Here is a 25,398-nt window from a genome sequence, read left to right as displayed (position 1 = left end):
CATACGCCGCGCGCCGACGGTCACGCACGGCCGTCGATTTCAGAGATACATCCCTCCCGCAACTGTGGCCTGGTACCGGCCGCTGCTCACCTCGGCCAGCAACGTTGCCGTGCTGACGGTTCCGCCGTCCCCCGCCAGCACCGCGCGGCGCACGACTTCACGGATGTCGCTGCCGCTCGTCTGTTCGGGCAGTGCGGCCACCACCGCCGCCGTGTCGACCGCGTGGCCGCCGGGGATGTCGCGGATCAGCGTCGCCAGGATGCGGGCCGCGTCAGCGCGGTTGGGGTAGCCGACCTCGACGACGGAATCGAACCGACCGGTGCGGATCGCCGCTTTGTCCAACGTCGCGGCGTCGTTGGTGGACGCCAAAGTCAGGATGCGGGCATCGGCCTTGACGTCCATGGCCTGCAACAGCTCCGACAGCCCGGCATCGCCGGCAGCGCGGTCCCGGCACCACAGATCGACGTCCTCCAGCACGATCAGCACGGGACCGCCGAGGCGCTGGGCCTCCTCGACCACGACGGTCAGCAATTCGGCCCCCACCCTGGCCTCGACGTAGATGACGGTGAACTCCCCGAGGACCTCCCGGGCCACGACCTCGCTCACCGCCGACTTGCCGGTGCCGGGCGGGCCGCACAGGAGGACACCGCGCCGCGCGCCGAGACCGTGGGCGTTGAGCAGCTCGTGGCGGTCGCGCACGCCGGTGACGCCGAGGTCGACTTCGGTCCACACGTCGTTGGGGACGATAACGGTGTCACGGGTCGCGGTCGACGGCAGCTCGATGACGGTGAAGCTCAATCCGCGGTTGTTGACGGCGCGCACCGCCCGGCCTCGGTACGGGTTCAGCTCGTTGGCTCGTTCGGCGAGCCGGTCGAGCACGGCGCGGGCATGGGCCTGGTAGTCCGGTGTCACGTACGCACTGACTAGGGCCTCGTGCATGACGGTCTCGCGCGCCTCAATGTGGATGACGCATCCCGTGTCATCCAGGAGGGTCCCGGCGGGGAAATGCACGCGCAAGCACAATGGGTGCCGGTACCGTTGGCCGCCGATCTCGGTCTGCGTCCACTTCGGCGGATTGGCGCACTCGCCCGGGCCAATCTCGCAGACGTGCGCGTGTTCATCGATCCACTCCGCCAGCGCTAGCGCAGCGGTCAATCGGGATACTGGATTGAGTTCGCGTTCCTCATCGACCAGGTGCCCTGCGTCCGGCACACCCAAGCAGCGGGCGGTGAATCGCTCTGCGCTTTCGGCACTTTCGCGCTCGGCGACCCCGACCAGCAATTCGCCGAGTGCGCGCAACGCGGGACGAACACCGTAGTCGAGGCCATCCAGCCAGGCACCGATGTCGGCGATGGGCCGGCGGTGTGCGGCATTGCCGTCGGTCGGTCCGGCGGTTAGATCGGTCAGTTCGTTGTCGGTCAGGGGCATGGTCTTGTCGTGGTCGGTGGTAGGGCAACCGATCACCGTCGCACCTGGCCGGCGGGGAGTCAACTAGTTTTCGAAGAGCACGGCGGCTAGAAATTCAGCCCCGAGAACATGACCCGGCCGGGATCGTACTTCTGCCGCACCGCGCTAAGTCGGGAGAGATTCGGGCCAAAGTACCGCGACGGCGGCTGATTCGCTTCGAGATAATTCACATAGCCGCCAACCGAATACGCTTGCACCGCTTGATGTGCCGTGTTGAGCCAGCCGGTCGCTGCCGATGGGTCACCGGATGTCTCCACGTACCACTGCACTAGCGCGGACTGCCGACGCCACGGAAAGGCTGTAGCTCCCGGCGCCACACTGGCGAGCGCGCCGTCGAGCGCATGCATGATTGCCAACATGCGGCCAGCCCCGCGGGGGAAGGCATCGACAGCCGAGGCGATCCCCGCAGCGACGGCCGAGTTGACGGTGGGAAAGACATCCGATCCGCCGACATATCCCAGCGGTGACGGGTTGAGGTTATTGACGGCCAGATACCTCACCAGGTCCATGTAGTTGAACGTGTGGTTCTCGGTACCGGTCGGTTGCACTCCCACGGCTGAGACGATGGCGGCCCCCGCGCTGCTCCCCGAACCGGCCGGGCAGGTCGCCAGAATTCGACAGTGCGTACCTAGCGCGTCGACGGTGGCGTCCGCCAGTGCCCAGCTGTTTCTATCGGCGGTGCGCAGCCAATTTTGCCAACCGACGAGGACCTGGGCGAACGACTGCGGCGGGAAATTGAGGTTCACGACGTCGACGTCCTTAGCGGGGAAGGTGGCGAACGTCAGCGAGGTTGTGACCCCGAAGTTGCCGCCGCCGCCGCCGCGCAGGGCCCAGAACAGGTCGGGATTGCTGGCGGGAGATGCGGTGACCGCCTGACCGCTGGGCAGCACCACCGAGGCCGAGGTCAATTGGTCACAGAGCAGGCCCGCGTGCCGGGAATTGGCGCCCATTCCACCGCCCAGGGCGTGCCCAGCGGCACCGACCGACGGGCAGGTACCCGTCGGGATGCCCCGGCCGGCCGCAGCCAGCGCCTCGTGCATCGCGTACAAACTGGTCGCGGGAGTCACCGTGATCTGCCCGGTGCCTGCGTTGTAGTTGATTTCGCCGGGCAGCAGGCGCAGGTCGAGCACCATTGCGCCGTTCGCCGTGGATGCCCCTGTATAGGAGTGGCCACCACTGCGCGGCGCGACCTTGAGGTTGTGGGCGGTAGCGAATGCCATCGCTTTTTGCACGTCCGCCGGCGATGTGGGGGTGACAATCACCGCCGGTGTTAATCCGTTGTAGTTGGTGTTGAAAACTTGTTTGGCCGTTGCGAATTGGGGGTCGTCCGGTTGTAGCACGCGTCCGCCGAGGGTGGCGGAAAGACTGTCCAAGCCGGAGGTATTCGGATCGGCGGTAGCCCGGACCGGGCCGAAAACCGCGCCAGCGGCCAACGCTCCGGCGGCACCCCGCAGAAACGTCTGGCGTGAGATTTCACGCGCCAACGCCCGAGATTGCGTCACGCCCTGCATCGTCAATGACTGGACGACAAATATCGCGGTGCCGTGCTGCGTGACACCTGAAACGTGCCCGAACCTTTACCCAATCCGGCTGCTAGATCAATCTGGGCGTCAGGCGATCGGCGGCGCGCAAAACAAGGGCGACAGGCCGGGCGAAGGCTGCCACGAACGCGCCATGCAACCGTCCACGACGCCGCGCAGCAACCCTCGGCGGGAGCGCCGCGAACAACGTCGCGAGGCCCGCGAGTGGGCGGACGAAGACCTTGAAGTCAACAATTTGCCCGTACGAGTTGAACCGCACCAGATTTATGGCTTCGAGTTCCACCCCGCGAACGCGCGCACGAAACGAGAACGATCGCGTATCACCGAGCGCGAGCGGTTCGGTGGTGTTGATGTCCTCCAGAACGGCGAAGATGTCGCGGTGCAGGGCGGCGACCTCCTCCCTGCCCTCGAACCGCAATCGCTCTGTGATTGGGGAGTGGAAGACGACGTCGGGCGCCAAGAGTTCGGCGACGGCACCGGGATCGCGGCGTTCCCCGGCGGCGCGCAGCGCGGTGATCGCCGTTGCGATCGCCGAGGTGGAAGTGGCGGGGGGACCGGAGACAGACATTGGAACTCCTCTCGTTAGTGAACCTCCGATGAGGGCAGCGGCGCGCTTGCCGGTCATGTCTCGATTTCGACTTGGTCGATGTCGAGTGCGACGAGGATCGGATACGGGAGAGTTCGCCCGCCGGGTCCTCGCGGGCGCACCCGGCGGCGGGTGGGGAAGACGAGTCCGGCGAAGTGTCGGTGGTCGTCACAGTAGTGGGCGGCGTGCGCCCAACGACCGATTGGCTGGGCAACGTAGTCGTGCCGACGGATGAGGCCGGCGTCGTCCACGTAGAACGTCTGTCGTTGGGAGTGGGTGTGAATGTCGGGTGCGAAGCCGACCTCGAGGCGTCGCCACCGCTCTCCTGCCTCCAGCCAGGGGTCTCCTTCGGTGACGGACACTCGGTCGCGCGTCAGAAGCAGGGGCAGCGAGAGGTAGTTCCACCATGCGTATCCGGCGAAGTACGCGGCATCGTGAGCGTCCCAGTGGAGGTTGCGACGGAGCGCGCCCAGGCCAGCGAACGCGGCGCGGGCGTTACGCCGGGCGCTGATCAGTTCGCCATCGCGGGTCTCGATCCGTACGTCGCCGCGATCGAACACCGCTTGCTGGTCCTGCTGTGGGAAGCCATAAAAGACGGTGTGTTGTGCTGCCAGCTGGACACGCACGTTCACGCTGGCCATTCGGTTGCCCGGGAAGCGCGAGCGCAGCAGGCCACGGAATCTGCCATGGGCGGTGAGGGCGGTCACAGCGCGCCAGCGTTCAAGGCCGCCATGGGCGGTTAGGACCTCATCGAGCAGCCGGCTCATGTCTGTGCCGCGCCCAGCACCGCGGTAACGACTCGCGGGTCGCCGTCGACGCTTGATCGGCGCAGGGCTTCATCGATGGTGATCGCACCGGCCGCGAGTCCGAGGACCTCCTCGGGCTCTGCTACCAGGACCGTGTCGGGACGCCGGGCGGGTTGGACGCTCACGTGGGGACCGTCCTTGCCGATCCGAAGTGTCATGCAAACACCGCCGACCTCGATACCGAGCTCAGCCGGAGGTTCTGCCCTCCTTCCGCGGAGCAGCGCCGGGAGCGCCACAGCCAGCCAGCGAGGCTGCAGGACGTCGCCGCCTGGGCCGCGTTCCATCAGCGGCGCGGACCAGCGGATGAGGCCCTCAATCGGCTCACGCAGCTCAGCGCCCCACGGGGTGAGCGCGTACACGATGGCATTGCCCTCCTCGGCCAGCCGTCGCTCGACCACGCCGGCGGTCTCGAGGCCGCGGAGGCGGTCGGCGAGCAGGTTGGTGGCCACGCCGGGGAGCCCGTCGAGCAGCTCGCGGAAGCGGGCGGGTGCCATCAGGAGCTGGCGAACGACCAGCAGATTCCACCGGTCGCCCACCACATCGAGCGCCCGAGCGAGACCGCAGTACTGGCCGTACCTTCGACTCATTCTTGCTTGAGAATATCAAGCGCGCTTGATGGAATCTAGTCTTGCAGCCCGCCGTCCTGCGCCGGCGGAAGGAGGCCGACCTGACGGTAGATCGCCTTGAGGTAGGCGACCATCTCGGGTACATCGGGCGGATCGGGCTGGAGCACCCGGTACATCACCGCGCCGGCCATCATGTCGATCAGCACATCTGAATCTGCCTCGGCCGCTACGGTCCCGGCGTTGCGTGCCCGCTCGAGCAGCCGCGCGACGAGGTCGCGGCGCGGCAGCACGTAATGTTTCCAATAGGTCGCCATCAGCGATGGATGACTGACGGAAGAGCCCAGAATCCGTGCGACGAGTGCCCGAAACTCAAGCGCCGCGCCGGTTTCGGCCGCTTTCGGCAGCGCGGCCTCGACCAGTTGATGTGGCGAAACCTGGTCTATGACGTCCGGTGAGGGCCACTCAACCTCGTGCGCTACCTGCGTTTCGATGGCCGCGGCAATCAACTCCTCCTTGCTGGACCACCGGCGGTAGATGGTGAGCTTGCCGACACCGGCGCGCTTGGCGATCTGCTCGATGCTGGCACCGTCAATGCCGCGTTCGATGAAGAGCTCGAGGCCAGCGCGCAGGATCGCGTCATCGGTGGCGGGGTTCCGTGGTCGGCCACGGCTTCGGCTCTGCGTCATCGAACTGAAGGTTCCGACAAGGCATTCGCCAGCCAGCGGTCAAGGCCCGCGGCATCGTCTGGCTCGCCCCGCCAGGCTAGGTGGGAGTCCGGACGCACCAGCATCGCTTGATTACCGTCGTAGCGCAGTACTCCGAGATATTCACCGATGCGCCGGCGGGCGGCTGGTTCGCAGACGGGCTCGACGCCCTTCGGAACCAATAGCGCCCAATGGCCGCCAAGCTCTGCGTACAGTCGCGACGGCGACCCGTCCTCGCGTTCGCATTCAACGTCGGCGATCCGATCACCGGGACGCGGCTTGCGCCCGCGTCCGCCAAGCGGGCCCTTGCGGTAGCTCACCCATAGCTGCGAGGTGGTGTAGGTAGCCCAGCGCTGGATTGCGGGGACGTTGAACAGCCGGGCGACAACTCGGTCCCGCAGAAAGCGACCCACCGAGCTGCTCGCGATGTTGATTCGGGTCACCGTGCTGGTGCCCCGCAGCACCTCGGCAGCCAGCGGCCGGCGTTCGGCTTGGTACGTGTCGATCAACGACTCGGTCGCCTTGCCGCGCACGACGAGAGCGAGTTTCCACGCCAGATTCTCCGCATCCCCAACACCGGTGAGCATTCCCTGCCCGCCGAACGGCGCGTGCGCGTGGGCTGCGTCGCCCGCGAGCAGGATCCGACCTCGACGGTAGCTGTCAGCAAGCCGGCGATGCACTGAGAAGAGCGAAACCCACTCGGCCCCGCCGATGAGAACATCGCGCTCGGTTCGCTCGGGCAGGATCTGTCGAAGTCGGTCGAGAATGTCTTGGTCGCTCGGCTTTTCGTCGTAGCCGGGGTCATAGGCGATGACCCGCCACAGGTCGTTTCGTCCATCCGGGTCGGGCATCGGCATCACGCCAATCATGCCCGTCGGATGAATCCAGCCGGTGGTCCCGCCGCGATCCAGGTCCCAGTCCAGGTGCAGGTCAGCCAGCAGGAAGCGTTCGGTGAGTTTGACGCCGGGAAATCCGATGCCGGCGAGCTCGCGCGCGGTGCTGCTCGTGCCGTCACAGCCGACAAGCCATCGGGTGCGCACCGAGCGGCCGTTGTCCAGTACGGCGGTGACGCCGTTGTGGTCCTGCTGGACCCCGACGAGCGGGCTATTCCACTGCGGGGCGCCACCGAGTTCGGCCAACCGAGCGCGAAGGGCCGCCTCGACCCTGGCCTGCGACACCACCATTGGCGGCCCGGCGGTTCGCAATCCGGGATCGCCGAACTTCAGATTCATGATCGGGCGGTCGCCGAGGTAGGTCGTGACCCGCATCGCGCGCAGCGACTCGCCCGGCAGGGTGCCCAGCGCGCCCAGCCGGTCGAGCACCTCGGACCCGCGGGCGTGCATGAAATTCGCCCGCGACGTCCTAGCCGGGCCCGGTGCACGATCGACGACGCCTACCGAAATCCCGTGCAACCGCAGTGAACAGGCCAGCGTCAGACCCGTCGGACCCGCGCCGACGACCAGAACCTCAGGGTTGTGCATGCCGCCAGCGTAGTTTATTAACGATACGTTATCGATAACAAAATTGTCCTCACGACGGTCGAGGCGTGACGAACGGTACGAGCACCTCGTCGACGAGTTGCACGATCAGCTCGTCGTTGATCGGGTCGCCGGTCACCAGCAGCCGGTGCCACAGCACGCTCTGACCGAGCTCGCGGGCGATCTCGACCGGCACGTCTGCGCGCACGTCGCCACGGGCGACACCACGAGCCAGCAGATCAGCCATCTCCTTTTTGCGCCAGCCGATTACGTCGGTGCGGAAGGCTTCGGCGAGTTCGGAATCGTGTGCGGCCGCGGCGATCCCGGCCTGGATGACGGCGGCTTGTGGACCGGTGAATAGGTCAGCCCAGCCGCGAAGTACCGCCAGCATGTCCTGGCGGTAGCTCCCGGTGTCCTCGTGTGGGATCGCTGCGACAGCTATGCGTAGCAGAGTGTCTCGGACTAGCGCCGGGCTGTCGGGCCAGCGCCGGTAGAGCACCGCCTTGCTGGTGCCCGCGGCGCTCGCGACGGCCTCCATGGTGACACTGGCCGCGCCGTGCTCAACGACGAGCCGGAGCACCGCGTCCCTGATCGCCGCATCGAGTTCCTGACCGTGGCGTCGCCGCATCGAAGATCCTTTCAAGAAACGATTGCGTTTCTTAGCCCCGACTCGTACTCTCTGTTGCAAGAAACGGTACCGTATCTTGGAGGTCCTCATGCAGGCACGACCGGTTTTGTACCCGCTGCGCTCGGTAGACACCGCGACTGTGCGCTTCACCAGATTTGCGCATCACCGCCGTCGCGTCACCATCGACCATCGAGTGCTAGCTACTTCGACCTGAAAAAGTGACGGCCCCTGAGTCTGCTGTTGGTGCGCGAATACCGCGTGACTGTGGAGGCAGAGATCCGTGCTTTGGGGCGTCGGGTCATGCTGCGAGGCCGCTGATCTTGACTAGGTTGTGGGCGAGGACGCCGTGTCCGGTCCAGATTCGGGTTCCTTCGGTGCCATCGATGGAGGAGCGGCTCCAACCGTAGTTTCGTTTGAGAGTGCTGATGCGGCCTTCGCTGCCGGTGCGCCACTTGATTGTTCGTCGGAAGGCTGGCCGGTGTTCCTCGGCTTGCCGAGCCTTGCCGGGTTTGCCTTTTCGCGGTATCACGACCGTACGTACACCGAGGTCGTGCAGGTCGTTTTCGACGCGTTCCTCGCCGTAGCCGCGGTCGGCGGTGACGGTGCCCGGGGTACGCCGGGCGCGTTTGGTGACCCGTTTGACCGCGGGCGCTAGTTGCGGCGCGTCGGGTGGATTGCCTTGCTCCACACGGTGGTCCAGGACGATGCCGTCGTCGTTGTCGACGATCTGGGCCTTGTGCCCGAACTCGACCGGCCGGCCCAGCCTGCCCTTGGCGATCGGGCGGGCATCGCCGTCGTGAAGGCTGACCCGCCGACTCGCCCCGTCCGGGATGTGCCCGGCGACGCGCTGCTGGGTCTGCGCCACGATCTGCCGCGTCGCTTCCAGCAGTTTGGCCAGGTCGTTGACCGCACGCACCAGCCGGCCACGTCGCCGGCCGGCTGCTGCATCATGCTCGCCGCGGGCGCGCAGGTCGGCAGCTTTGACCTGGGCCCGGCGCACCGCCCGCTTGGCGTTGACCAGTAGCCGCTCGGCCTCGCGCGCCGCGGTTTTGGCCAGCACAGCCAGCTCCCCGGTGCTGGTCAGCACCGCGGCCTTGGCCTCGTCGCGGCCCAGCGCGGCGCGAGAGCGCAGTTTCGACGCGATCGCGTGCGCGCGCTTGCCCGCCGCGCGGGAGCGGTCCCGCAGCTGGGTGCGCACCGCGCCCCCAGCGGCCTGGATCCGCTTGCCGATCCCGGCGATCCGGCGCGTCGCCTTGGCCAGCAGACTCGAATCGGTCGGATAGGCCACATTAGCCGGCACCACCGTGGTATCCACCCGAATCCGATTAGTACGCAACAACTTCGCCTCAGCCGCCTTGGCCAACAGCACCTCATTGAGCCCGTCGACCGCCGCACTGCCACACCGGGTGGTCAGCTTCATCAACGTGGTCGGATGCGGCACCGACCCATCCAGTCCGATCCGGCAGAACCGGCGCCAAGTGATCGAATCCGCGACTTCTCGGCACAGCGACTCATAGCCCAGCCGGTAACGGAACTTCAAGAACATCAACCGCAGATAGGTCTCCATCGGCGTGGACGGACGCCCGATCCGTGTATCGAAGAACGGCTCGAACGGGGCGAAGAACACCGGATCATCGAGCAGCCCATCGACCCGCGCCAACTCATCGGGCAACTTCAACAACTCCGCGGGAAGCACTGCCTCCCAAAGCGACACCTGATCGCCTACAGTACGAAACACGATGGCCTCAATCCCTTCCGCAACAAGGGCTTGAGGCCATCTTTCCTGTTCAGCACCATCAACCCGCGGATCAACGCGCCGACTTTTTCAGGTCGAAGTAGCTAACGTCACCCCGACGATGCTTTTCGATTGGTTCACCCAGCTGGACGGAACGATGCCGTACGGCGACGAGACCATCCCCCGCTACCTCGCGTGGCACCCGATCGATCACATTCACTGGGAATTGGCGAAGCCGGCGCCAGGGGGCGGCGCAGCCGAGGGCGCCCGCTTTCGCATCGTCGAAGCCTTCGGCGCTATGCCAGGGTTCAAAGTCGACGTCGTCGACCGCGTAGAAAAGCTGGACGAGACGGGCATTCGCCTGGTGGAGCGGGTTGCCGGCGTCATCGTCTTTCAGCTCGAACACACCTGGTCGGCGGGGCCGGATGGCGTCCATTACGTCACCGTGCTCGACGTCGGGGCGCGCACGCCGCTGTTCGCGCCGATCAACCGCATCGCCTGCAGACGCTTCCCCGACGACATGCTCCATGCCTGGATCAGGCACAACATCGAAGAGGTTGGTCAGCTGGAATATCTGCTACCCCAACTAAATTCATCGGATGAACGAGGTCGATCTACCCACACCGTCGCCGCGGCACGGTGATCATCGCGGTCGAAGCAGCCAAACACGTCGGCCGTCCCGGTCTACTTCAACGTCGTATGGGTAAACCAGTCGACGATCACCGTCGCGGGCGACGTCTTCTATCGGCGGTAGGGGATCACGACGACCTGGCCGTCACGGAATAACTTATGGCCCAAGCCTTCTCGCTTCGGTGGAGGTGGATATCCGCATGGCATGCGGTGGCCCGTTGCGGCTCGGACCTAATGCCCGCGGAACTCGTCCATGGAGTTGTATACGCCGACGCGCCGGAGGTACACATCGCGCAGCCGGGTAGGCAGCACAGCCGACAGCACCCTATTCATCTTCGACGTCCACGGCATGACGACGAACGGCCGGCCCTCCAACATCGCTGTCCATGTCTGCTCGACAACGTCTTCCTGCTTGAGCATCGGAGTGAACAGGATGCCCTTAGCGCCGTCGAACATGCCGGTGTTGATGTAGGTAGGGCAGACGGTCGTGACCCTGACCCCCTCGTGACCGGCCTGTTCAAGCTCCAGCCGAACGGAATCAGAAAAGCCGATCGCCGCCCACTTGGAAGCGGCGTACGCGGCCATGCGGGGGATGGCGTTCAGCCCGGCCGACGATGCGATATTGACCACGCGACACTGCGCGCCCGACTCGATCATCGCCGGCAGGAACTCCCGTGCCACCAGCATGGGGCCAATGGAATTGACTTCCATGGTGAGCGTGAAATCGCGCGGCTGATTCTCCCAGAAGTAGCCGTTGCCACGCACGATCCCAGCGTTGTTGAACAGCACATGAATCGTGCCGACAGTGGCGCGGACCCGCTCGGCGGCCTCGGCCACCCCGGCCCTCGAGGTGACGTCGACGGTCTCGCAATGGATCGTGCCCCCAGCAGCTTTCAACTCGGCTTCTAACTCGGCAGCGGTCTCCTTCAGCGCGGCTTCGTTGGCGTCCCAAAGGACCACCGCCGCGGCCCCCTCCTTGACGGCCTTGGTGGCGAACAGCTTGCCGAGGCCCATGGCCGCCCCGGTGACTAGGACATTGATCCCGCTAACGGATTGCATATAGGTCTTATACCCGGCTAAGGCGTCGACCCAGCGACCACGTCGGGAACCTAGCGTCGGCGCGCCTTTCCGGCAGGCCGATAACCGGCGAGGAACACCCGTACGGCGGACTGCGAGTGGCGGTCGACGTCGATGGCGGACTCCACTCGTGGGCCGCCGTAGAACAGTGCCTGGTCGATGCATCGGCCGACCACGAGGAACGCGAAATGCTCTGCGGCAGTGTCTGGTTCACGTACCTCCAACAGGCCGCGCTGGTCCAGCCGGGCAAAGCAGTCGGCGAACGCCGACAGCATCCTGCTCGGGGCTCGGTCGTAGTAGAGCGCAGCGAGGTCGGGTAGGCGGTTGGCCTCACCGACCACCAACCGGCGCAGCTGCACCACGGGTTCTTGTAGGACCGCGCGCAGGTAGTCGCCGGCCAGTGCGATCAAGTCCTTTTCCAGATCGGTGGTTTCCGCGAGCATCGACGCGCGGGCCACGAACGCGGAGACCGTGGTCTCCAAGGCCTCGTTCACGATGGCCATCAGCAGTTCATGCTTGTCGCCGAAGTGTTTGTACACCGTCTGTTTGGACACTTCGGCCGACGCCGCGATCGCATCAACACTGGTGCCCTGATAACCGTTGCCCAGGAACAGTTCCCGACCCGCGGACAGGATGGTCATTCGTTTGCGGGCGGAACGACCCAGTGGCTCGGTCATGTCACCTCCGGAGAGTACTGGACAGTCTAGTTTTTAGTACTGTACGGTCTAGTTCCATAGTGACATGGAGGCCCGCTTTGACCACCACCGATTGCCCGCCCCTTTCGGACCGCATTACCAAATCGCTTCTCGGATACGGCGTCATCGCTGGCCCGATCTATGTGCTGTCGGTTGGCGCCCAGGCGGCCACTCGTGATGGGTTCGACCCGACCCGACACGCCGCCAGCCAACTCGCCAACGGAGACCTCGGGTGGATCCAGATCGCGACCTTTCTGATCACCGGCGCGATGACGATCGCGGCAGCCGTGGGGTTCCGCCGCGCACTCGGTGCGGGACGTCGCTCAGCGTGGGCGGCCGGTCTGCTGGGTGGCTATGGACTCGCTTTGATGATCGCGGCGGCTTTCCGCGCCGACCCGTCGGATGGTTTCCCGCCCGGCACACCGCCGGGCGTTGGTCATCCGAGCTGGCACTGCATGACCCATTTCGCCGTCGCTACGGTGGGCTTCATCTGCCTGGTCGCCGCGTGTTTCGTGCTTGGCGGATGGTTTGCGCGAGGACCCGGCGGCGCCGACTGGGCGTGGTTTTCGCGCATCGCCGGGTTTTTGTTCGCGGGAAGCTTCCTCGCGATGTCCTCCGGCAGCACCGCTTCGATTTTGGCGTTCACCGCGGCCGTCGTGGTGGTCTGGGCGTGGCTAACGGCCGTCTCGGTCAAGCTGTACCGCAGCGTCGGCCATACGGCTACGGGGTCCGCACGTTAGTGTGCTTTGGTCCGCCTCGGTGAACAGGCGGATAGAAAAGTTGAGCACATTCATGACCACAACAGAAGCGTCGGCGATCGAATCGCGGGTTGGCCACTACTACCAGATGGATGACACCTACCTGGTTGGCCGCGAGAAGGTACGCGAGTACGCCCGGGCAGTGCAGGATAGCCACCCAGCACATTGGGATGTCGCCGCCGCCGCAGAACTGGGATATTCGGGCCTGGTGGCGCCGCTCACGTTTACGTCGGTCCCCGGCATGGCCTGCAATCGCCTCATGTTCGAGTCGGTGGTCGTCGGTTACGACACCTACGTGCAGACCGAAGAGGTCTTCGAGCAGCACCGCCCGATCCTGGCCGGCGATGAGCTGCACGTTGACGTCGAACTGACGTCGGTTCGCAGGATTGCTGGCAGAGACCTGATCACCGTGACCAACACCTTCACCGACACTGCCGGCGAGCGGGTGCACACCCTGCACACCACCGTCGTCGGCCTCACCGCCGAGGATGTCGATCCGGCGATCAAGTCCGCCGTGCAGAACGCGATGATGCACGATGCGTACGCGCTCCCGATTGGCGAATCCGATGCCGCCTATCACAAGACGGTGCGCCCAGATGGCGAAGTTCGGATTGCCGAGGGCGGCACTACCCGCACGCCAGGGACACCGTCCTTCGATGACGTGCGGGTAGGTGACGAACTACCGGTCCGCCACGCCCGACTCTCCCGCGGCGACCTGGTGAACTATTCCGGCGTGGCGGGCGATGCCAACCCCATTCATTGGGACGAGAACCTCGCCAAGCTGGCCGGACTGCCCGACGTGATCGCCCACGGAATGCTCACCATGGGATTGGGTGCCGGATTCGCCTCCGCCTGGTCGGGCGACCCCGGCGCGGTCACCCGCTACGCGGTGCGGCTGTCCGCGCCCGCAATCGTGCCGGCGATCGACGGCGCCGACATTGAATTCAGCGGCCGGATCAAGTCACTAGACCCGGCCACGCGCACCGGTGTCGTCGTTCTTGCCGCCAAGTCCGGTGGCCGGAAGATCTTCGGCTTGGCTACGATGAACGTCCGCTTCCGCTGATCTGGCGTCCCTGGTCCGGCACGCCCGTCGGCGCGATTCAGGAGGCAACCAGGTCGTCGATTTGGTTGATCGCCGCTGAGGCGCCCTCGATCACGCCCATGTCCAGCACCTGCTGAAGCGCCTCGGCGGACTCGAAGGTGCTCACATAGGTCGCGCGAGTGCCGCCGTCGTGCTCGACGAAGGTGTAGACGTTCCGGGAGACCGGCATTCCGGGGAGCGGGTTGAAGTCCAAGTCGGCGAAGCCATCGTCGAAGGAGAAGCTCGTCGGCTCGTCCACGGCCGTGATCTGCCACCATCCCGCATGCTTGTCGCCCTCCGGGCCGGTCATGAAATACGTTGTGCGGCAACCTGGCCTGAGGTCGTGGTCGACCACGGTCGCCGGATAGGTCGGCGGCCCCCACACCTTTTCCAGCTGACGCGGGTCGGCGTAGACCTGCCAGATCCGCTCCACCGGCGCCGCGAAGTCGGCGGTGATGGTCAGGGTTAGGTTGTCAAGATCCTGCTGGACGTCGGTCACCGGCATGGTTCAGTCCTCCTTGATTGAGTCGGATGAGATGAGTTCGTCAATGCGTGCGATGCGACCACGCCAAACCTGTTCCAACTCAGTAAGCATGGACGCCACCGACCGCACCGCCGCCACATCGCCGCTGGCCAGCTGCTCGCGACCGCTGCGTCGCTTGGTGAGCAGCCCGGCCCTTTCCAGCACGACGACGTGTTTCTGCACCGCCGCAAAGCTCATCTCGTACTTCACTGCGAGCGTGGAAACCGAGTGCTCCCCAGCCAGCACCCGGCGCATGATGTCACGCCGGGTCCGGTCGGCAAGCGCGTGGAACAGGGCGTCCGCCCGGTCCTCGTCGTGCTCGGTCACTCGTCAAACATACAACCGATCGGTTGTATATTGTCAAGCCCTCACCGAATTCCGAACCTGGTGTGCGACACGCAGTGGTGAAAAAGTACAGCCATGCGCGAATATCTGAAGTTCTACATCGATGGCATGTGGGTCGATCCGGTCGAGCCCAAGACCCTCGACGTCGACAATCCAACCACCGAGCAGGTCAGCGGCAAGATCGCGCTGGGTTCGGCGGCCGACGTCGACAAGGCCGTCAAAGCCGCCAGGAAGGCGTTCGCCACCTGGTCGTTGAGCAGCCGGGCAGAGCGCCTTGACCTGCTGCAGGCGATCCTCGCCGAGTATCAGAAGCGGTCCGCCGACCTCGGCGAGGCGGTCTCCGAGGAGATGGGCGCGCCGCCGTCACTCGGCTCGGGCACCCAGGTTTACCTCGGCCTCGGGCAACTCAGCAATGCGATCGACGCGCTGAAGAACTTCTCGTTCGAGGAGTCGCGCGGGTCGACGCTGGTGACCAAGGAGCCGATCGGGGTGTGCGGCCTGATCACGCCGTGGAACTGGCCGCTCAACCAGATCGCCTGCAAGGTGTTCCCCGCGCTGGCGACCGGTTGCACGATGATCCTCAAGCCGTCCGAGGTCGCGCCGTACTCGGGGCAGATCTTCACCGAGGTGATGGAGGCGGCAGGGGTACCGGCGGGCGTCTACAACATGATCTTCGGTGACGGCGCCGGTGTCGGCGTCGCGCTGTCGAGCCATCCGGGCATCGACATGGTGTCGTTCACCGGCTCGACGCGAGCTGGCATCGACGTCGCCAAGCACGCCGCGGCGACGGTGAAGCGCGTGACACAGGAGCTGGGCGGAAAGAGCCCCAACATCGTGCTCGACGACGACGACTTCGTGCGGAACGTCGCGATCGGCGTGAAGGCGATGATGCCGAACTCGGGTCAGAGCTGTAACGCGCCGTCGCGCATGCTGGTGCCGAAGCGGCGCAAGGACGAGGCCCTCGCCGCCGCCCGGGCCGCCGCCGAACAAGTGAAGGTTGGCGACCCGAATGACAAATCGGCGATCGGTCCGGTGGCTTCGAAGGCACAGTTCGACAAGATCCAGCGCCTGATCCAGTCGGGCATTGACGAGGGCGCCACCGTCGTTGCCGGCGGCCTCGGCCGACCAGACGGGCTAGACACCGGCTACTACGTCAGGCCGACGGTGTTCGCCGACGTCAGCAATGACATGGCGATCGCGCGCGAGGAGATCTTCGGGCCGGTGCTGTGCATCCTTGACTACGACGACGTCGATCACGCCGTGGAGCTCGCCAACGACACCGACTACGGCCTGGCCGGCTATGTTTCGGCCGCCGACCTGGAGGCGGCGCGTGCGGTGGCCCGCAGGATTCGTGCCGGTCAGGTCGCGATCAACCACGCGTTCGACCTGAACTCACCCTTCGGTGGCTACAAGCGCAGCGGCAATGGTCGCGAATGGAGTGAGTTCGGCTTCGACGAGTACCTGGAGGTCAAGGGCACCCTCGGCTACGTGTCCCAATAGCCGATTCCCGGCGAAAAGTACTAGTACGGAATCGATTTCGACCGGATCGCGGCGCACGAGAGCTGACGACGAACTGGTCACGCCACAGCTCCGAACCAGGTGGTGAGTGCAGCGCGCAACGATTCCCGAAGTGCTCGATCTGGCCGAGCTGTGTCGGTGGCCCAGGCGACGTAGCAGTCCGGGCGCAACAGCAGGGCACACGCGTCGGAGTCGCGTGTGCTGCCGGTGACGGTGTCGACGCGGTCCCGCCACGCGTCGACTTCGCTTGCGTAGCAGGCGTCTTCGGTGAGGTCGAGCAGGAGTGGTCGGGCGGTCCTGGTCAGCTCGGCCAGTCGCAGCGTGCCGTGGCCGGTATCGAGCACCAGGTCCGGGGCGCAGCGGCCGACGAGTGGGTGGGCGCCAGCGGCGCCCATCTCGTAGCGAACGTCGGCGCCGGTCATCAGGTTCGCGATGTGGGCGACATTGTGCGCGTCATCGAGGAATTCGGCGAACAGTTCCCGCAGCGCGGCGACCTCGGCGCCGGGTGCCAGCAGCGCGAGCTGTGCCTGGGTGTGTAAGGCGGCCCGGCGCGCGGCCGGCCAGCGCTCGGCGTGGTAGGTGTCCAGCAGGCGTCGCGGCGCCCAGCCGCGTATCGACGCTGCGAGTTTCCAACCGACGTTGATCGCATCCTGCAGGCCGAGATTCAGTCCCGGGCCCCCGAGCACGAACTGAACGTGGGCGGCATCGCCCACCAAGAGCACGCGGTTATCGGAGAAACGCTCGGCCAGACGGGTATTGACACCGGTCGTGCGGGTGAGCCGATGCGCCGGCGGCTGTAGGGGCAGATCGACGCCCAGCACTCGGCGGACGCTCTCGCGGAATTCGCCAAGCGTGAACGGCACCGTTTCGTCGACGCCGCCGGCGGTCCACTCAACCGTGAACATCAACGGAGGACGTGACGGTAGATTCCCGAAGGCAAACAGCCCGGTGTCGGTGCGTTGCGAGATGAACGGCGGGATGTGTCCATGGCCAGGCACATTCAGCCCACCGGTGGCGGCATCGACCAGGTCGGCGGGCACCGCACCCTCGACGGTGCGGGCTACCACGTCGTCGTTTGTCGTGCCCGGAAAGCCGATACCGGCCAACTCGCGGGTCGTGCTGTGGCCGCCGTCGGCCCCGACGACGTAGCGGCAGCGCATCTCGTAGCGGCCCTCGGGACCGTTGACGTCGATGATCACCTCATCGGCGCGTTGTGACAGGCCCGTGAGCTCATGACCGCGGCGGATTTCCACCCCCAGCTCGGCGGCACGCTCGTCCAGGACTTGCTGAATGCGTGGCTGCGGCACCGGCAGAAGATAGAAAGGGTTGTCGTCGAGTGCGGCCAGATCCAGAGGCAGGGCCCCGAAGAAAAACGTCGGGGCCGGCTGGGGTATCTCGGAATCCCCGGTCAGCCGCTGATACAGGCCTCGCCGGTCGAGCATCCGGACCACCTGACCGACCAACCCGTTTGCACGGGTCTCGTCGGGTGGCTGGGCGAGCCGTTCCAGCACAACGGGACGCACACCGGCCAAGCTCAGCTCGCAGGCCAACATCAACCCGACCGGGCCACCTCCGACAATCACTACATCCGAAACCACGACTCGCCTCCCGGCAACGCGTTACCGCCGACTCTGCGACTTTGCGATGGCGTTGTGCAATCGTTTCGGGGACGGCCGAAACCTCACGCCGGGCTGGCGGCGGTTCGCATCGAGCAGGTCGACGCCGAGACCGGTGGCGTGATGGACGACGGCTTTGCCGTCGCGGCGGCTGTTGACCAGGCGAGCGGCCCGTAGCGCCGAGGTGTGTTCGGACGCCGACGCTGGACTGATACCGAGGGTTCGCGCGACGTCACCGGTCGTGTGTTCATCGGCCAACAAGCGCAGCACTGCCGCGCGGGTGGATCCGAGAATGGCGGCGAGCGTGTCGGATTCGCTGCCGACGCGAAAGGTCAACTCGGCTGGCGCCGGATAGGCGAGCACGACCGGATGATCGCCGAGGTCGCCGACCACTGGTGGTCCCGTCCAGAAGACGACAGGCGTCAACACCACACCCCGGCCGGCCAAGCGCACCGTGCGCTCCGGCGGAGTATCGATTTCCAGGCAGTCGCCGCTCCACCGGGAGCCGGGGACGGTGGCGGTCAACGCAGTGCGCAGACCACGGTCTGCCACGAGGACACTGCGCCGGACACGCTCGCTGCGGTGGTTGGCCCGAATATCGGGCCAGTGCGGCTCGAGCACCGCGGTGAACAGGTTCCTCGTCCCGCGGCACAACGACAACGTGGCTTGTCGATCGCCCTCGAGGGCGCACCGAAGGAATGGCGGAACTCCGACGTAGGGACAGCTACGAAACTGTTTCAGCTCAGCGCGCAGCTGGCGTGCACTCAACCTCAACACCGCCTCCAGACTCTCGTCGAGGTCGGCTGCAATCACGGTCGGCGAAATCGACCACGTGAAGGGGCCCGTCAACGTCCGCACCGATGCTGACGACGTGGGCGATGCGGCAAGCGCACTACATCGCCACCGCGCACCCCACGGTGTCGAAATGCCTTGGCGCAACGCACGCGCCGCGAACTTCAATTCCAAAGCCGGGGCGGGCTGAGCCAAGAACTGCGTCGACGCGAAATCGTTGGCGGTGAAGACCAGCCGCAGCATGCCGATCCATTTTACGACCCGATCGGCACGGGTACCGGGTGGTCGTCCCGGCGAGCATGGTGCCGGGCGATTCGCGGTTGACGTTGCGCTGGTCGCGTTCTTGGTCTACATCACGGGATGACACGAATTACGCTGTCTTACAGGTTATTTCGAATCAACCGCACAGAGTTGTCCGCCCTTTGGCTACGGATCCACCATCAAACGCAGCAGGAAATTCATTAGGGCCGTTGCTATTTGATGTCGCGGGGTCGTGGGTCGGTCCGAGGCTCAGCCAGCGATCGGGCGGTGAACTTCAAACAGGGCCAGGTCCGCCGCTGCGCGCCCGGCATTCCGTCGGATTGGGGCTATCGAGCCAATAGATTACCAATATGGTTAAGCGCTGCCCGTCAGTCGGCCTGCTGCATCTACTTCCGGCCAGCGAAAGCTGCGATTAGGCGATGACCTCGGCTGAGGGCCACGCGCGGCCTAGCCTGTGATCCGTGGTCAGCAGCACCAGACCCGCCGTATCGGCGAGCTCGACGTAGAGGGCATCGGCCAGACCTAGGGTTTCGCGCCGCGCCCACGCCCCGGCAAGCAACGACGGCAGGCCGTGACGAGTCACCGGCGCCTGACGCAGCTCATCCAGTGCCACATCAACCTGCGCAACAGTCAGCACGCCGGCGCGCTGCATGCGCCCCAGCGCCGACAGCACCTCCGCATCGAAATGCGCCGGAGCATGCATCACCGTTCCAGCCAGCCGCGCACGCACCGGCGCGAACCGATCATCAGTGCGTGCAACCAAATCCACCATCACACTGGCATCGACGACCACAGGCTCTGCCGGCGGCGAGGACGCGGCCTGGCTCACGCGCCAAGCTCATCGCGAGCGGCATCAATCGCGGCCAACACGTCGTCATGCCGAGCACCAGTGTTTCTGGCCCCCAACCCCTCAAGCCACACATCAGTTGCGGAGTTCTCCAACTCGGCACTGATTGCCGCCTGCGTCAGCGCCGAAATATTCAACCCCCGCGCCCGAGCACGCTGCGCCAGCTCATCCGGTACATACACATTCAGCCTTGCCATACACACAAATATACACATAGTCTGAACGGCTGGTGTACCCGGCCTGAGCCTGATCAGTCGCCGCGCGTCCCCAGATGGAGTGCGGTGTTGTTTGTATGGATCTTCCGCTTTACATGCGATGGAGGCGCGGGATGCCCCTTCTGACCCCTTCAGCTGCACACAGGCTCGAAATCGACGCGGCTTCGATGTCGATCCGTGAGATCGCCACGTATTTGCAGGACACCGTTGGCCAGCGCGTCTCGGCGGCGATCGCTGGCTTGGCCGACGCCAAACAGATAGGCCGCTGTACCCGCGAGGACGGCCCGCAACCGCACGCGACGACCGACCGTCGGCTGCGCGAGGGCTACAAGGTAGTCCGGATGCTTGTCGACGTGTACGACGACGAGACCGCCAAAGCATGGCTGTTCGGCACAAACACGCGCCTGGACGATCAAGCTCCGATCGAGGTCCTAGGCGCCGCGACTGAAACAGCGGATTTCACAATGGTGATACAAGCAGCGCGCCAGGTGGCTACCTTTCAGGCGTGAGCGGCAGCCCGGTCGACGGCCTATTGTGGCGAGTCGGATATCACCGCGCACCAGTTGATTTCACTCCGCTGGACCTGTACGGATTCTCGCACCGGTTCGACGATGTCGACCAGCGATTCCGAACACTGTATCTACCCGAGTTCGAGGTGACGAGCCTGCGCGAGGTGCTAGCGGACTTCCGGCCGAATCTGGCTGCACGTCAACGCCACATCGAACGTTACGGACCCGAGGCCGCCGATGACTTTCCAGTCGCGCCTGTGACGGCGAAGTGGCGTCGGGAAAATGTGCTCGTCCAGGCAAGGCTGGAGCTGGATGGACCGGTGATTGACCTGTTCGACGCTGATACCCGCCAAGAGCTTGAGGACCGCAACGCGGCACTATTGGTCGAGTGCGGCCTAGAGCATCTCGATCTGAGCGAGATTGCGACGAAACGACGCAAGGTCACACAGACGATTGCCAGTGATCTGTTCGACCGCGGCGCTGCCGCTGTGCAGTTTCCGTCCCGGTTGCACGGCAAGGTCTGTGTCGCACGCTTCGAAGGGCGCGGCATCGTGCACCAGGCGGGCGATGTCGTCGCGTTGACCGATCCGCCTCCCGATGCACCTTTGACTGTCACGGGTGAGTGGAAGCTCAAAATGCAGAAGGCCGTCTTAACTAACCGTCGGGCAAGTGCCTGCGGCAGTGCCAGGCTATCGGCGAGTTCTTATAGTGCTACACCGGCACTTGCTGGGCGCAGCCGGGCGACGATGCCGTCGAGGTCGAGCACGAACATGTTGGGCCGGAAGACGTGGCCGCCGGGCTCCTCATGCGATTCATGCGGGATGCCGGCGGCGCCGAGGCGTTCGCGGAACTCCCGCTGGCCGGCAAGCACCTGGGTCTCCTGCACGCTGTCGAACCAGTTGACCGGGTCCGGGCTGGTGCCTGCGACGAGGAAGATCCGCTTGTTCCGGTAGCTGTCGATACGCTCGACCGGGTTGTCGGCGCTGACCCTGGCCTCGTCCCACGGCACGCCGTAGACCGTGGCGCCGCCCAGGTCCAGCACCGCCGAGGTCAAGTTTGCCCAATGCACGACCAGGCCGAAGTCGCGGCGCAGACTCGCCGGGCCGGAGTGGCTGCTCACCGAGGCGAAGTGGCCGTAGTACTTGGCTGCGTATTTCAGCGCACCGAACCCACCCATCGAAAACCCCGAGACCGCACGGCCGTCGTACTCGGCATACGTTCGGAAATTCGCGTCGATCCACGGGACCAGCTGGGCGATGTGGAATGTCTCCCAGTTTCGCGGGCCGACGAACGAACCCACCGGGTTGGAGTACCAGCCCGCGTGCCCGCCGTCGGGCATCACAACGATGATCGGCTTTCCGGAGGTCAGGTTTCGGATGCCTAGAAAGTCGAACTGGCGGAAGTCCGCGTCCGGGCCGCCGCCGTGGAATAGGTAGAGGACGGGATAGGTGCGTCCGCTGGTGCGGTAGTCGTCGGGCAGCAGGACGTTGACGCCGGGGTTCCAGCCGATCGCGTCGGTCTGGAACCGGTAGTACCACATGCGAGGGTCATTCTCGTTGCGGTCCACGATACGCAGCCCGAACCCGTCGCTGCGCCCGAGGAATATGACCAGTACCTGCCCGACGTCGATGACGGCGGGATCGGCGACGCCATTGACGGTGGCGATCAGCGGATAGAACGAGGCGTCACCATAGAAACGCGTAGCCAACGCCAACAGCGTGTCCCCCGCGACAACGGTGTATCTCGTGAAGTCGGGAATGATCAGCCGCTGCCCCACATCGATCGCGCCGGCATCGGCGATCCCGCTGGCAGTGGCGATCAACCGATACAGTTGCGCGTCACCATAGAAACGCGTAGCCAACGCCGACAGCGCGTCCCCCGCGACAACCGTGTATCTCGTGAAGTCGGGAATGATCAGCCGCTGCCCCACATCGATCGCGCCGGGATCGGCGATCCCGCTGGCGGTCGCGATCAACCGATACAGTTCCGCGTCACCATAGAAGCGCAACGCCAATTGCCACAGCGTGTCCCCCGCCACAACCGTATGTGTTCTGACCATGCGTTCACCCCTTCAGTCGCACTGGCGCCAGCTTTCGCTAGTGAAGACGGTTGCGCTGACACCACCAATTGTAGGCGCGCAAAAGCGTGAAACGATTGACTTACAAGGCATTACAGACATCCCTGGACTTTGCCACTCCGTATCGACCCGGCGCCGACGATCCTGAAATCGGCGGGCCTGCCGGTCTCGGCGGCCAGGTGCAGCCCATCGAGGTGGTTGTGTCGCTGCCCCTGTCTTGCTTACCTCTCGTCGAGCGCCGCGATGAATTTGCAGCCACGCCGTGTCCGACCGACCAGCACCTGCTCGAAGCGCCTGCGGGCGGCGTTAAGGTCGCGATCGCGCTCCAAGATCCCGCCGAGGTCAAACGCTGCCACCGCCAGGCCACCGCCCGTGTTTACCAATGCCGCGTCGGCAAAAGGCTTATGTAATAGCCATTCTCACGGCTGGCGTTGCCGCGGCGGTCGTTGTCTGAGCCCACGTAGGATTCGGTACGTACCGGCGTTCGGCGTCCGCGCCGCGCGTTCGACCGCGCTGAGGTTGCATTCCACTGTTGGTAGTGACACGAGAAAGATGACATGTGATGGGGACCCCCTCGGCACAGACGCTCGATGATCTATGCGTCGGTAATTTTTCAGCAGCTCGAGGAGGTCCCGCTGATGACGATGGTAGGCGGTTTTGACGTGCATCGGCAGCAGATCACTTTCGATTACGTCGATGACGACGGGTTGGTGCGTTGGGGTCAGATCCGGCCGGCGACCCTGTCAACGTTGCGGCGCTGGTTGAGCGAGCGGTGCCCGGATGGGGACGCGGAGTTCGCGTTGGAGGGTTGCACCGGGTGGCGGTATGTCAGCGAGGAGCTGGCGGCTGCGGGAGTGCGTGTGCATGTGGGGGATCCGGCCGAGATCGCGGCGTTGCGGGGGCGCAAGAAGCGGGCCAAGACCGACCGTGCCGATGCCCGGTTGCTGCGCACGCTGCTGTTGCAGGGCCGGTTTCCCGAGTCGTGGATCCCGCCGGCGCATGTGTTGGAGATCGGCAATCTGGGACGGCTGTATTGCACCTTGATGGATGAGCGGCGCGCCTGGCAGCAGCGCATTCATGCCCAGTTGTTCCATCAGGGCTGCCCGCCGGTCAAAGCACTGCTGTCGGCGCGGGGCCGGGAGGCGCTCGCTAGCGCGCCGTTATCGCCAGCGGGACGCCAATACGTCGATGCTGCCCTGCGCCGCATTGATGAGCTGACTCCGGAGATCGACGCGCTGCGAACCCAATTGGTGGACTTCGCCCGGCGCCAAGCCGGATGTCGGGCACTGCAGCGCCACTACGGCATCGGCTGGTTATGCGCGGCGATCATGTGGGCCGAGATCGGTGATGCGCGCCGATTCACCAGTTCTGATCAGCTGGTGCGCGACGCCGGGCTGGATGTCACCGTGCATTCCTCGGATGCCAAACGCTCCCCGGGGCACCTGTCGCGGCAGGGCTCACCCGACTCAGCGGCCACACATCCTCGCCAGCCCGCACGCCGGGCACCCCATCAATCATCATGTCACCGGACCTCGTCCGTGGACCCAGATAAGGCTGGGCGCCGGCACGCCCGACTGTCGTCTCGCGCACCACATTCACGCACGGGAGGCAGCAGATGGCTTGAACTACAACGTCTTAGCCTCGTCCCACCCGACCGGGAGTATGCGGCGGATCCTCCTCGGCCTCAAGGTCGTTCGTCCTCGCTGCGCTGCGGGCGCTCCACCTTGACCCCGACTCCGCTCCACCGACCAATGCCGGGGATGGGAAACGAGGCAAAACCACAAAACAACGACCAACGGATCCCCACCTTTACGGGGGTCCCCGACACAGATAAGGACTCCTCAATGCCGCAGACAGGAACTTGGACCGGCGATCCGGTCTGGCTTGTCGACGTCCTGCGCGCCGAGGGCGTCAACCCCATCGAATATCCCGGCTGGCGCGACCGCGGGCATGGTGACTTCAAAGACATCCGCGGCGTCATGGTGCACCACACCGGATCGGATAGCGCGAGCGCCGCCTCGATCGCCCAAGGCCGTCCTGACCTCGCGGGGCCGCTGTCGCAGCTGCACATCGCGCGGGACGGCACGGTGACCGTGGTAGCGGTCGGCGTTGCGTGGCACGCGGGCGTTGGCATGTACCCGTGGTTGCCGACCAACATGGGCAATTGGCACCTGATCGGCATCGAATGCGCCAACACCGGTACTAGCCCCACCGCTCCACACCGCCAGAACTGGCCCGACGCACAGTATTTCGCAATGGTCAATTGCTGTGCGGCGATCAACCGTCGGCTGGCCCAGACTTCTGCCCGCACGATCGGGCATAAGGAGTATGCCGGTCGCGCCCAGGGCAAGTGGGATCCGGGCGCCATCGACATGGACATCCTGCGTCGCGACATCCAGGACCAGATCGGCCGTGTTGCCAAGCCGGCCCCGACGCCGAGACCGCCCTTGCCGGTGGGTGAGTACGCCGACATTCTGCTGTTCCGCGGCTCCGAAGGGCCGCAGGTCGCCCAACTTCAGCGCCGGCTCAACGAGCAAGGCGCAGGTCTGGTGGTCGACGGGATCTTCGGCCCGAACACCGAAGCCGCCGTTAGGGAGTTCCAGCGCCGGACCCGTGGCCTTAAGGTGGACGGCATCGTTGGCCCGGCCACCGCTGCTGCGCCGAGGTTGAAAGTGGGGCCCGGGCCGGAGTAGCAATGACGCCATCGTTGCGGCGTTATTGCGTTGCGGCGGTGTAGGTTCTCACGTTCGGTTGCATCTCCGACATCCACCAACCTGCCGCTTCTCCGGCTGTCTCACAGCCGATTCCGTTTCGCTTTGTCTCACGGACCGCTGCATTTCCTAGACGTAGCGAGCGTGGTACCGCCACGCCAGTCGCGCTGCCCCTGAACTTCGCATGTCTTCGGTTCGGGTCCGTGTGTCTCACGTTCACTTGCACAAATTC

23 protein-coding genes and 4 pseudogenes are annotated in these 25,398 nt (G+C 65.3%); 9 read left to right on the top strand and 18 right to left on the bottom strand.

What is annotated here, in order from left to right:
- Positions 1-39: 39 nt before the first annotated feature.
- The 9 genes from AADZ78_RS00590 to AADZ78_RS00550 all read right to left on the bottom strand — a co-directional run bounded on the left by AADZ78_RS00590 (position 40) and on the right by AADZ78_RS00550 (position 9,514).
- Complete coding sequence (locus tag AADZ78_RS00590) at positions 40-1,428, bottom strand: ATP-binding protein (protein WP_085251480.1); 1,389 nt, start codon at positions 1,426-1,428, stop codon at positions 40-42.
- Positions 1,429-1,514: 86 nt separating this feature from the next.
- On the bottom strand, positions 1,515-2,951 hold the full coding sequence (locus AADZ78_RS00585) for an FAD-binding oxidoreductase (protein WP_085251481.1): 1,437 nt from the start codon (positions 2,949-2,951) through the stop codon (positions 1,515-1,517).
- 109 nt (positions 2,952-3,060) lie between these two features.
- Positions 3,061-3,576 carry a nuclear transport factor 2 family protein gene (locus AADZ78_RS00580; protein ID WP_169726348.1) on the bottom strand — a complete coding sequence of 172 codons (516 nt, stop codon included), beginning with the start codon at positions 3,574-3,576 and terminating at the stop codon, positions 3,061-3,063.
- Between the two features lie 53 nt (positions 3,577-3,629).
- The gene (locus AADZ78_RS00575; protein WP_085251470.1) at positions 3,630-4,361 is read right to left on the bottom strand and encodes a hypothetical protein; all 732 of its coding nucleotides are present in this window, start codon (positions 4,359-4,361) and stop codon (positions 3,630-3,632) included.
- Positions 4,358-4,987 carry a winged helix-turn-helix transcriptional regulator gene (locus AADZ78_RS00570; protein WP_085251471.1) on the bottom strand — a complete coding sequence of 210 codons (630 nt, stop codon included), beginning with the start codon at positions 4,985-4,987 and terminating at the stop codon, positions 4,358-4,360. The genes AADZ78_RS00575 and AADZ78_RS00570 overlap by 4 nt, the downstream gene beginning before the upstream one ends.
- Before the next feature lie 35 nt (positions 4,988-5,022).
- The gene (locus AADZ78_RS00565) at positions 5,023-5,652 is read right to left on the bottom strand and encodes a TetR/AcrR family transcriptional regulator (protein WP_085251472.1); all 630 of its coding nucleotides are present in this window, start codon (positions 5,650-5,652) and stop codon (positions 5,023-5,025) included.
- Positions 5,649-7,151, bottom strand: coding sequence for an FAD-dependent monooxygenase (locus AADZ78_RS00560; RefSeq protein ID WP_085251473.1), 1,503 nt, complete (start codon positions 7,149-7,151; stop codon positions 5,649-5,651). The genes AADZ78_RS00565 and AADZ78_RS00560 overlap by 4 nt, the downstream gene beginning before the upstream one ends.
- A gap of 49 nt (positions 7,152-7,200) precedes the next feature.
- Positions 7,201-7,776, bottom strand: coding sequence for a TetR/AcrR family transcriptional regulator (locus AADZ78_RS00555; RefSeq protein WP_085251474.1), 576 nt, complete (start codon positions 7,774-7,776; stop codon positions 7,201-7,203).
- Positions 7,777-8,074: 298 nt separating this feature from the next.
- Entirely contained in the window at positions 8,075-9,514 is a 1,440-nt protein-coding gene (locus tag AADZ78_RS00550) for an ISNCY family transposase (protein WP_085251832.1), read from the bottom strand.
- A gap of 97 nt (positions 9,515-9,611) precedes the next feature.
- Here AADZ78_RS00550 and AADZ78_RS00545 point away from each other — a divergent pair.
- Positions 9,612-10,154: pseudogene (locus AADZ78_RS00545) on the top strand (hypothetical protein); the annotation flags it as partial.
- Positions 10,155-10,372: 218 nt separating this feature from the next.
- On the opposite strand, the gene AADZ78_RS00540 reads toward AADZ78_RS00545, so the two are convergent.
- Both AADZ78_RS00540 and AADZ78_RS00535 read right to left on the bottom strand, forming a co-directional pair.
- Positions 10,373-11,200 carry an SDR family NAD(P)-dependent oxidoreductase gene (locus AADZ78_RS00540; RefSeq protein WP_085250991.1) on the bottom strand — a complete coding sequence of 276 codons (828 nt, stop codon included), beginning with the start codon at positions 11,198-11,200 and terminating at the stop codon, positions 10,373-10,375.
- 50 nt (positions 11,201-11,250) lie between these two features.
- Complete coding sequence (locus AADZ78_RS00535; protein ID WP_085250990.1) at positions 11,251-11,895, bottom strand: TetR/AcrR family transcriptional regulator; 645 nt, start codon at positions 11,893-11,895, stop codon at positions 11,251-11,253.
- Positions 11,896-11,972: 77 nt separating this feature from the next.
- On the opposite strand from AADZ78_RS00535, the gene AADZ78_RS00530 reads away from it, so the two are divergent.
- Both AADZ78_RS00530 and AADZ78_RS00525 read left to right on the top strand, forming a co-directional pair.
- Positions 11,973-12,653: a DUF998 domain-containing protein gene (locus AADZ78_RS00530; protein ID WP_085250989.1), complete on the top strand. Its 681-nt coding sequence runs from the start codon at positions 11,973-11,975 to the stop codon at positions 12,651-12,653.
- Between the two features lie 52 nt (positions 12,654-12,705).
- Complete coding sequence (locus AADZ78_RS00525; RefSeq protein ID WP_085250994.1) at positions 12,706-13,734, top strand: fused (3R)-hydroxyacyl-ACP dehydratase subunits HadA/HadB; 1,029 nt, start codon at positions 12,706-12,708, stop codon at positions 13,732-13,734.
- A 37-nt stretch (positions 13,735-13,771) separates the two neighbouring features.
- Here the strand turns inward: AADZ78_RS00525 and AADZ78_RS00520 are convergent, their stop codons facing one another.
- Together AADZ78_RS00520 and AADZ78_RS00515 are read right to left on the bottom strand one after the other, a co-directional pair.
- Positions 13,772-14,257 (bottom strand): SRPBCC family protein, encoded by a 486-nt coding sequence (locus AADZ78_RS00520; protein ID WP_085250988.1) that lies wholly within the window; start codon positions 14,255-14,257, stop codon positions 13,772-13,774.
- Positions 14,258-14,260: 3 nt separating this feature from the next.
- Positions 14,261-14,602 (bottom strand): ArsR/SmtB family transcription factor, encoded by a 342-nt coding sequence (locus AADZ78_RS00515; RefSeq protein ID WP_085250987.1) that lies wholly within the window; start codon positions 14,600-14,602, stop codon positions 14,261-14,263.
- A 93-nt stretch (positions 14,603-14,695) separates the two neighbouring features.
- On the opposite strand from AADZ78_RS00515, the gene AADZ78_RS00510 reads away from it, so the two are divergent.
- Positions 14,696-16,120: an aldehyde dehydrogenase family protein gene (locus AADZ78_RS00510; protein ID WP_085250986.1), complete on the top strand. Its 1,425-nt coding sequence runs from the start codon at positions 14,696-14,698 to the stop codon at positions 16,118-16,120.
- Between the two features lie 77 nt (positions 16,121-16,197).
- Here the strand turns inward: AADZ78_RS00510 and AADZ78_RS00505 are convergent, their stop codons facing one another.
- The 4 genes and pseudogenes from AADZ78_RS00505 to AADZ78_RS00490 form a co-directional block, all read right to left on the bottom strand.
- Positions 16,198-17,736: an FAD-dependent monooxygenase gene (locus AADZ78_RS00505; RefSeq protein WP_085250985.1), complete on the bottom strand. Its 1,539-nt coding sequence runs from the start codon at positions 17,734-17,736 to the stop codon at positions 16,198-16,200.
- A gap of 96 nt (positions 17,737-17,832) precedes the next feature.
- Positions 17,833-18,789, bottom strand: a pseudogene (locus AADZ78_RS00500) (ArsR/SmtB family transcription factor); the annotation flags it as partial.
- A gap of 430 nt (positions 18,790-19,219) precedes the next feature.
- Complete coding sequence (locus AADZ78_RS00495; RefSeq protein ID WP_260860890.1) at positions 19,220-19,636, bottom strand: type II toxin-antitoxin system VapC family toxin; 417 nt, start codon at positions 19,634-19,636, stop codon at positions 19,220-19,222.
- The gene (locus AADZ78_RS00490) at positions 19,633-19,869 is read right to left on the bottom strand and encodes a type II toxin-antitoxin system CcdA family antitoxin (protein ID WP_085250983.1); all 237 of its coding nucleotides are present in this window, start codon (positions 19,867-19,869) and stop codon (positions 19,633-19,635) included. Before AADZ78_RS00490 ends, AADZ78_RS00495 begins: the two co-directional genes overlap by 4 nt.
- Before the next feature lie 77 nt (positions 19,870-19,946).
- Between AADZ78_RS00490 and AADZ78_RS00485 the strand changes: the two genes are divergently transcribed.
- On the top strand, positions 19,947-20,378 hold the full coding sequence (locus tag AADZ78_RS00485; RefSeq protein ID WP_239656810.1) for an XRE family transcriptional regulator: 432 nt from the start codon (positions 19,947-19,949) through the stop codon (positions 20,376-20,378).
- Positions 20,375-20,905: pseudogene (locus AADZ78_RS00480) on the top strand (RES domain-containing protein); the annotation flags it as partial. The gene AADZ78_RS00485 and the pseudogene AADZ78_RS00480, both read left to right, overlap by 4 nt.
- A gap of 176 nt (positions 20,906-21,081) precedes the next feature.
- On the opposite strand, the gene AADZ78_RS00475 reads toward AADZ78_RS00480, so the two are convergent.
- Entirely contained in the window at positions 21,082-22,437 is a 1,356-nt protein-coding gene (locus tag AADZ78_RS00475) for an alpha/beta hydrolase-fold protein (RefSeq protein WP_085250981.1), read from the bottom strand.
- A gap of 95 nt (positions 22,438-22,532) precedes the next feature.
- Here AADZ78_RS00475 and AADZ78_RS00470 point away from each other — a divergent pair, with 95 nt between their 5' ends.
- The 3 genes and pseudogenes from AADZ78_RS00470 to AADZ78_RS00460 all read left to right on the top strand — a co-directional run bounded on the left by AADZ78_RS00470 (position 22,533) and on the right by AADZ78_RS00460 (position 25,148).
- Positions 22,533-22,865: a hypothetical protein gene (locus AADZ78_RS00470; RefSeq protein WP_139828763.1), complete on the top strand. Its 333-nt coding sequence runs from the start codon at positions 22,533-22,535 to the stop codon at positions 22,863-22,865.
- A gap of 180 nt (positions 22,866-23,045) precedes the next feature.
- A pseudogene (locus AADZ78_RS00465) lies at positions 23,046-23,906 on the top strand (IS110 family transposase); the annotation flags it as partial.
- 393 nt (positions 23,907-24,299) lie between these two features.
- On the top strand, positions 24,300-25,148 hold the full coding sequence (locus AADZ78_RS00460; RefSeq protein WP_085250992.1) for a peptidoglycan recognition protein family protein: 849 nt from the start codon (positions 24,300-24,302) through the stop codon (positions 25,146-25,148).
- Positions 25,149-25,398 lie beyond the last annotated feature (250 nt).

This window comes from Mycobacterium riyadhense, assembly GCF_963853645.1.
In the GTDB taxonomy this organism is placed as follows: domain Bacteria; phylum Actinomycetota; class Actinomycetes; order Mycobacteriales; family Mycobacteriaceae; genus Mycobacterium; species Mycobacterium riyadhense.
This window is presented reverse-complemented; position numbering and strand designations above follow the sequence as displayed.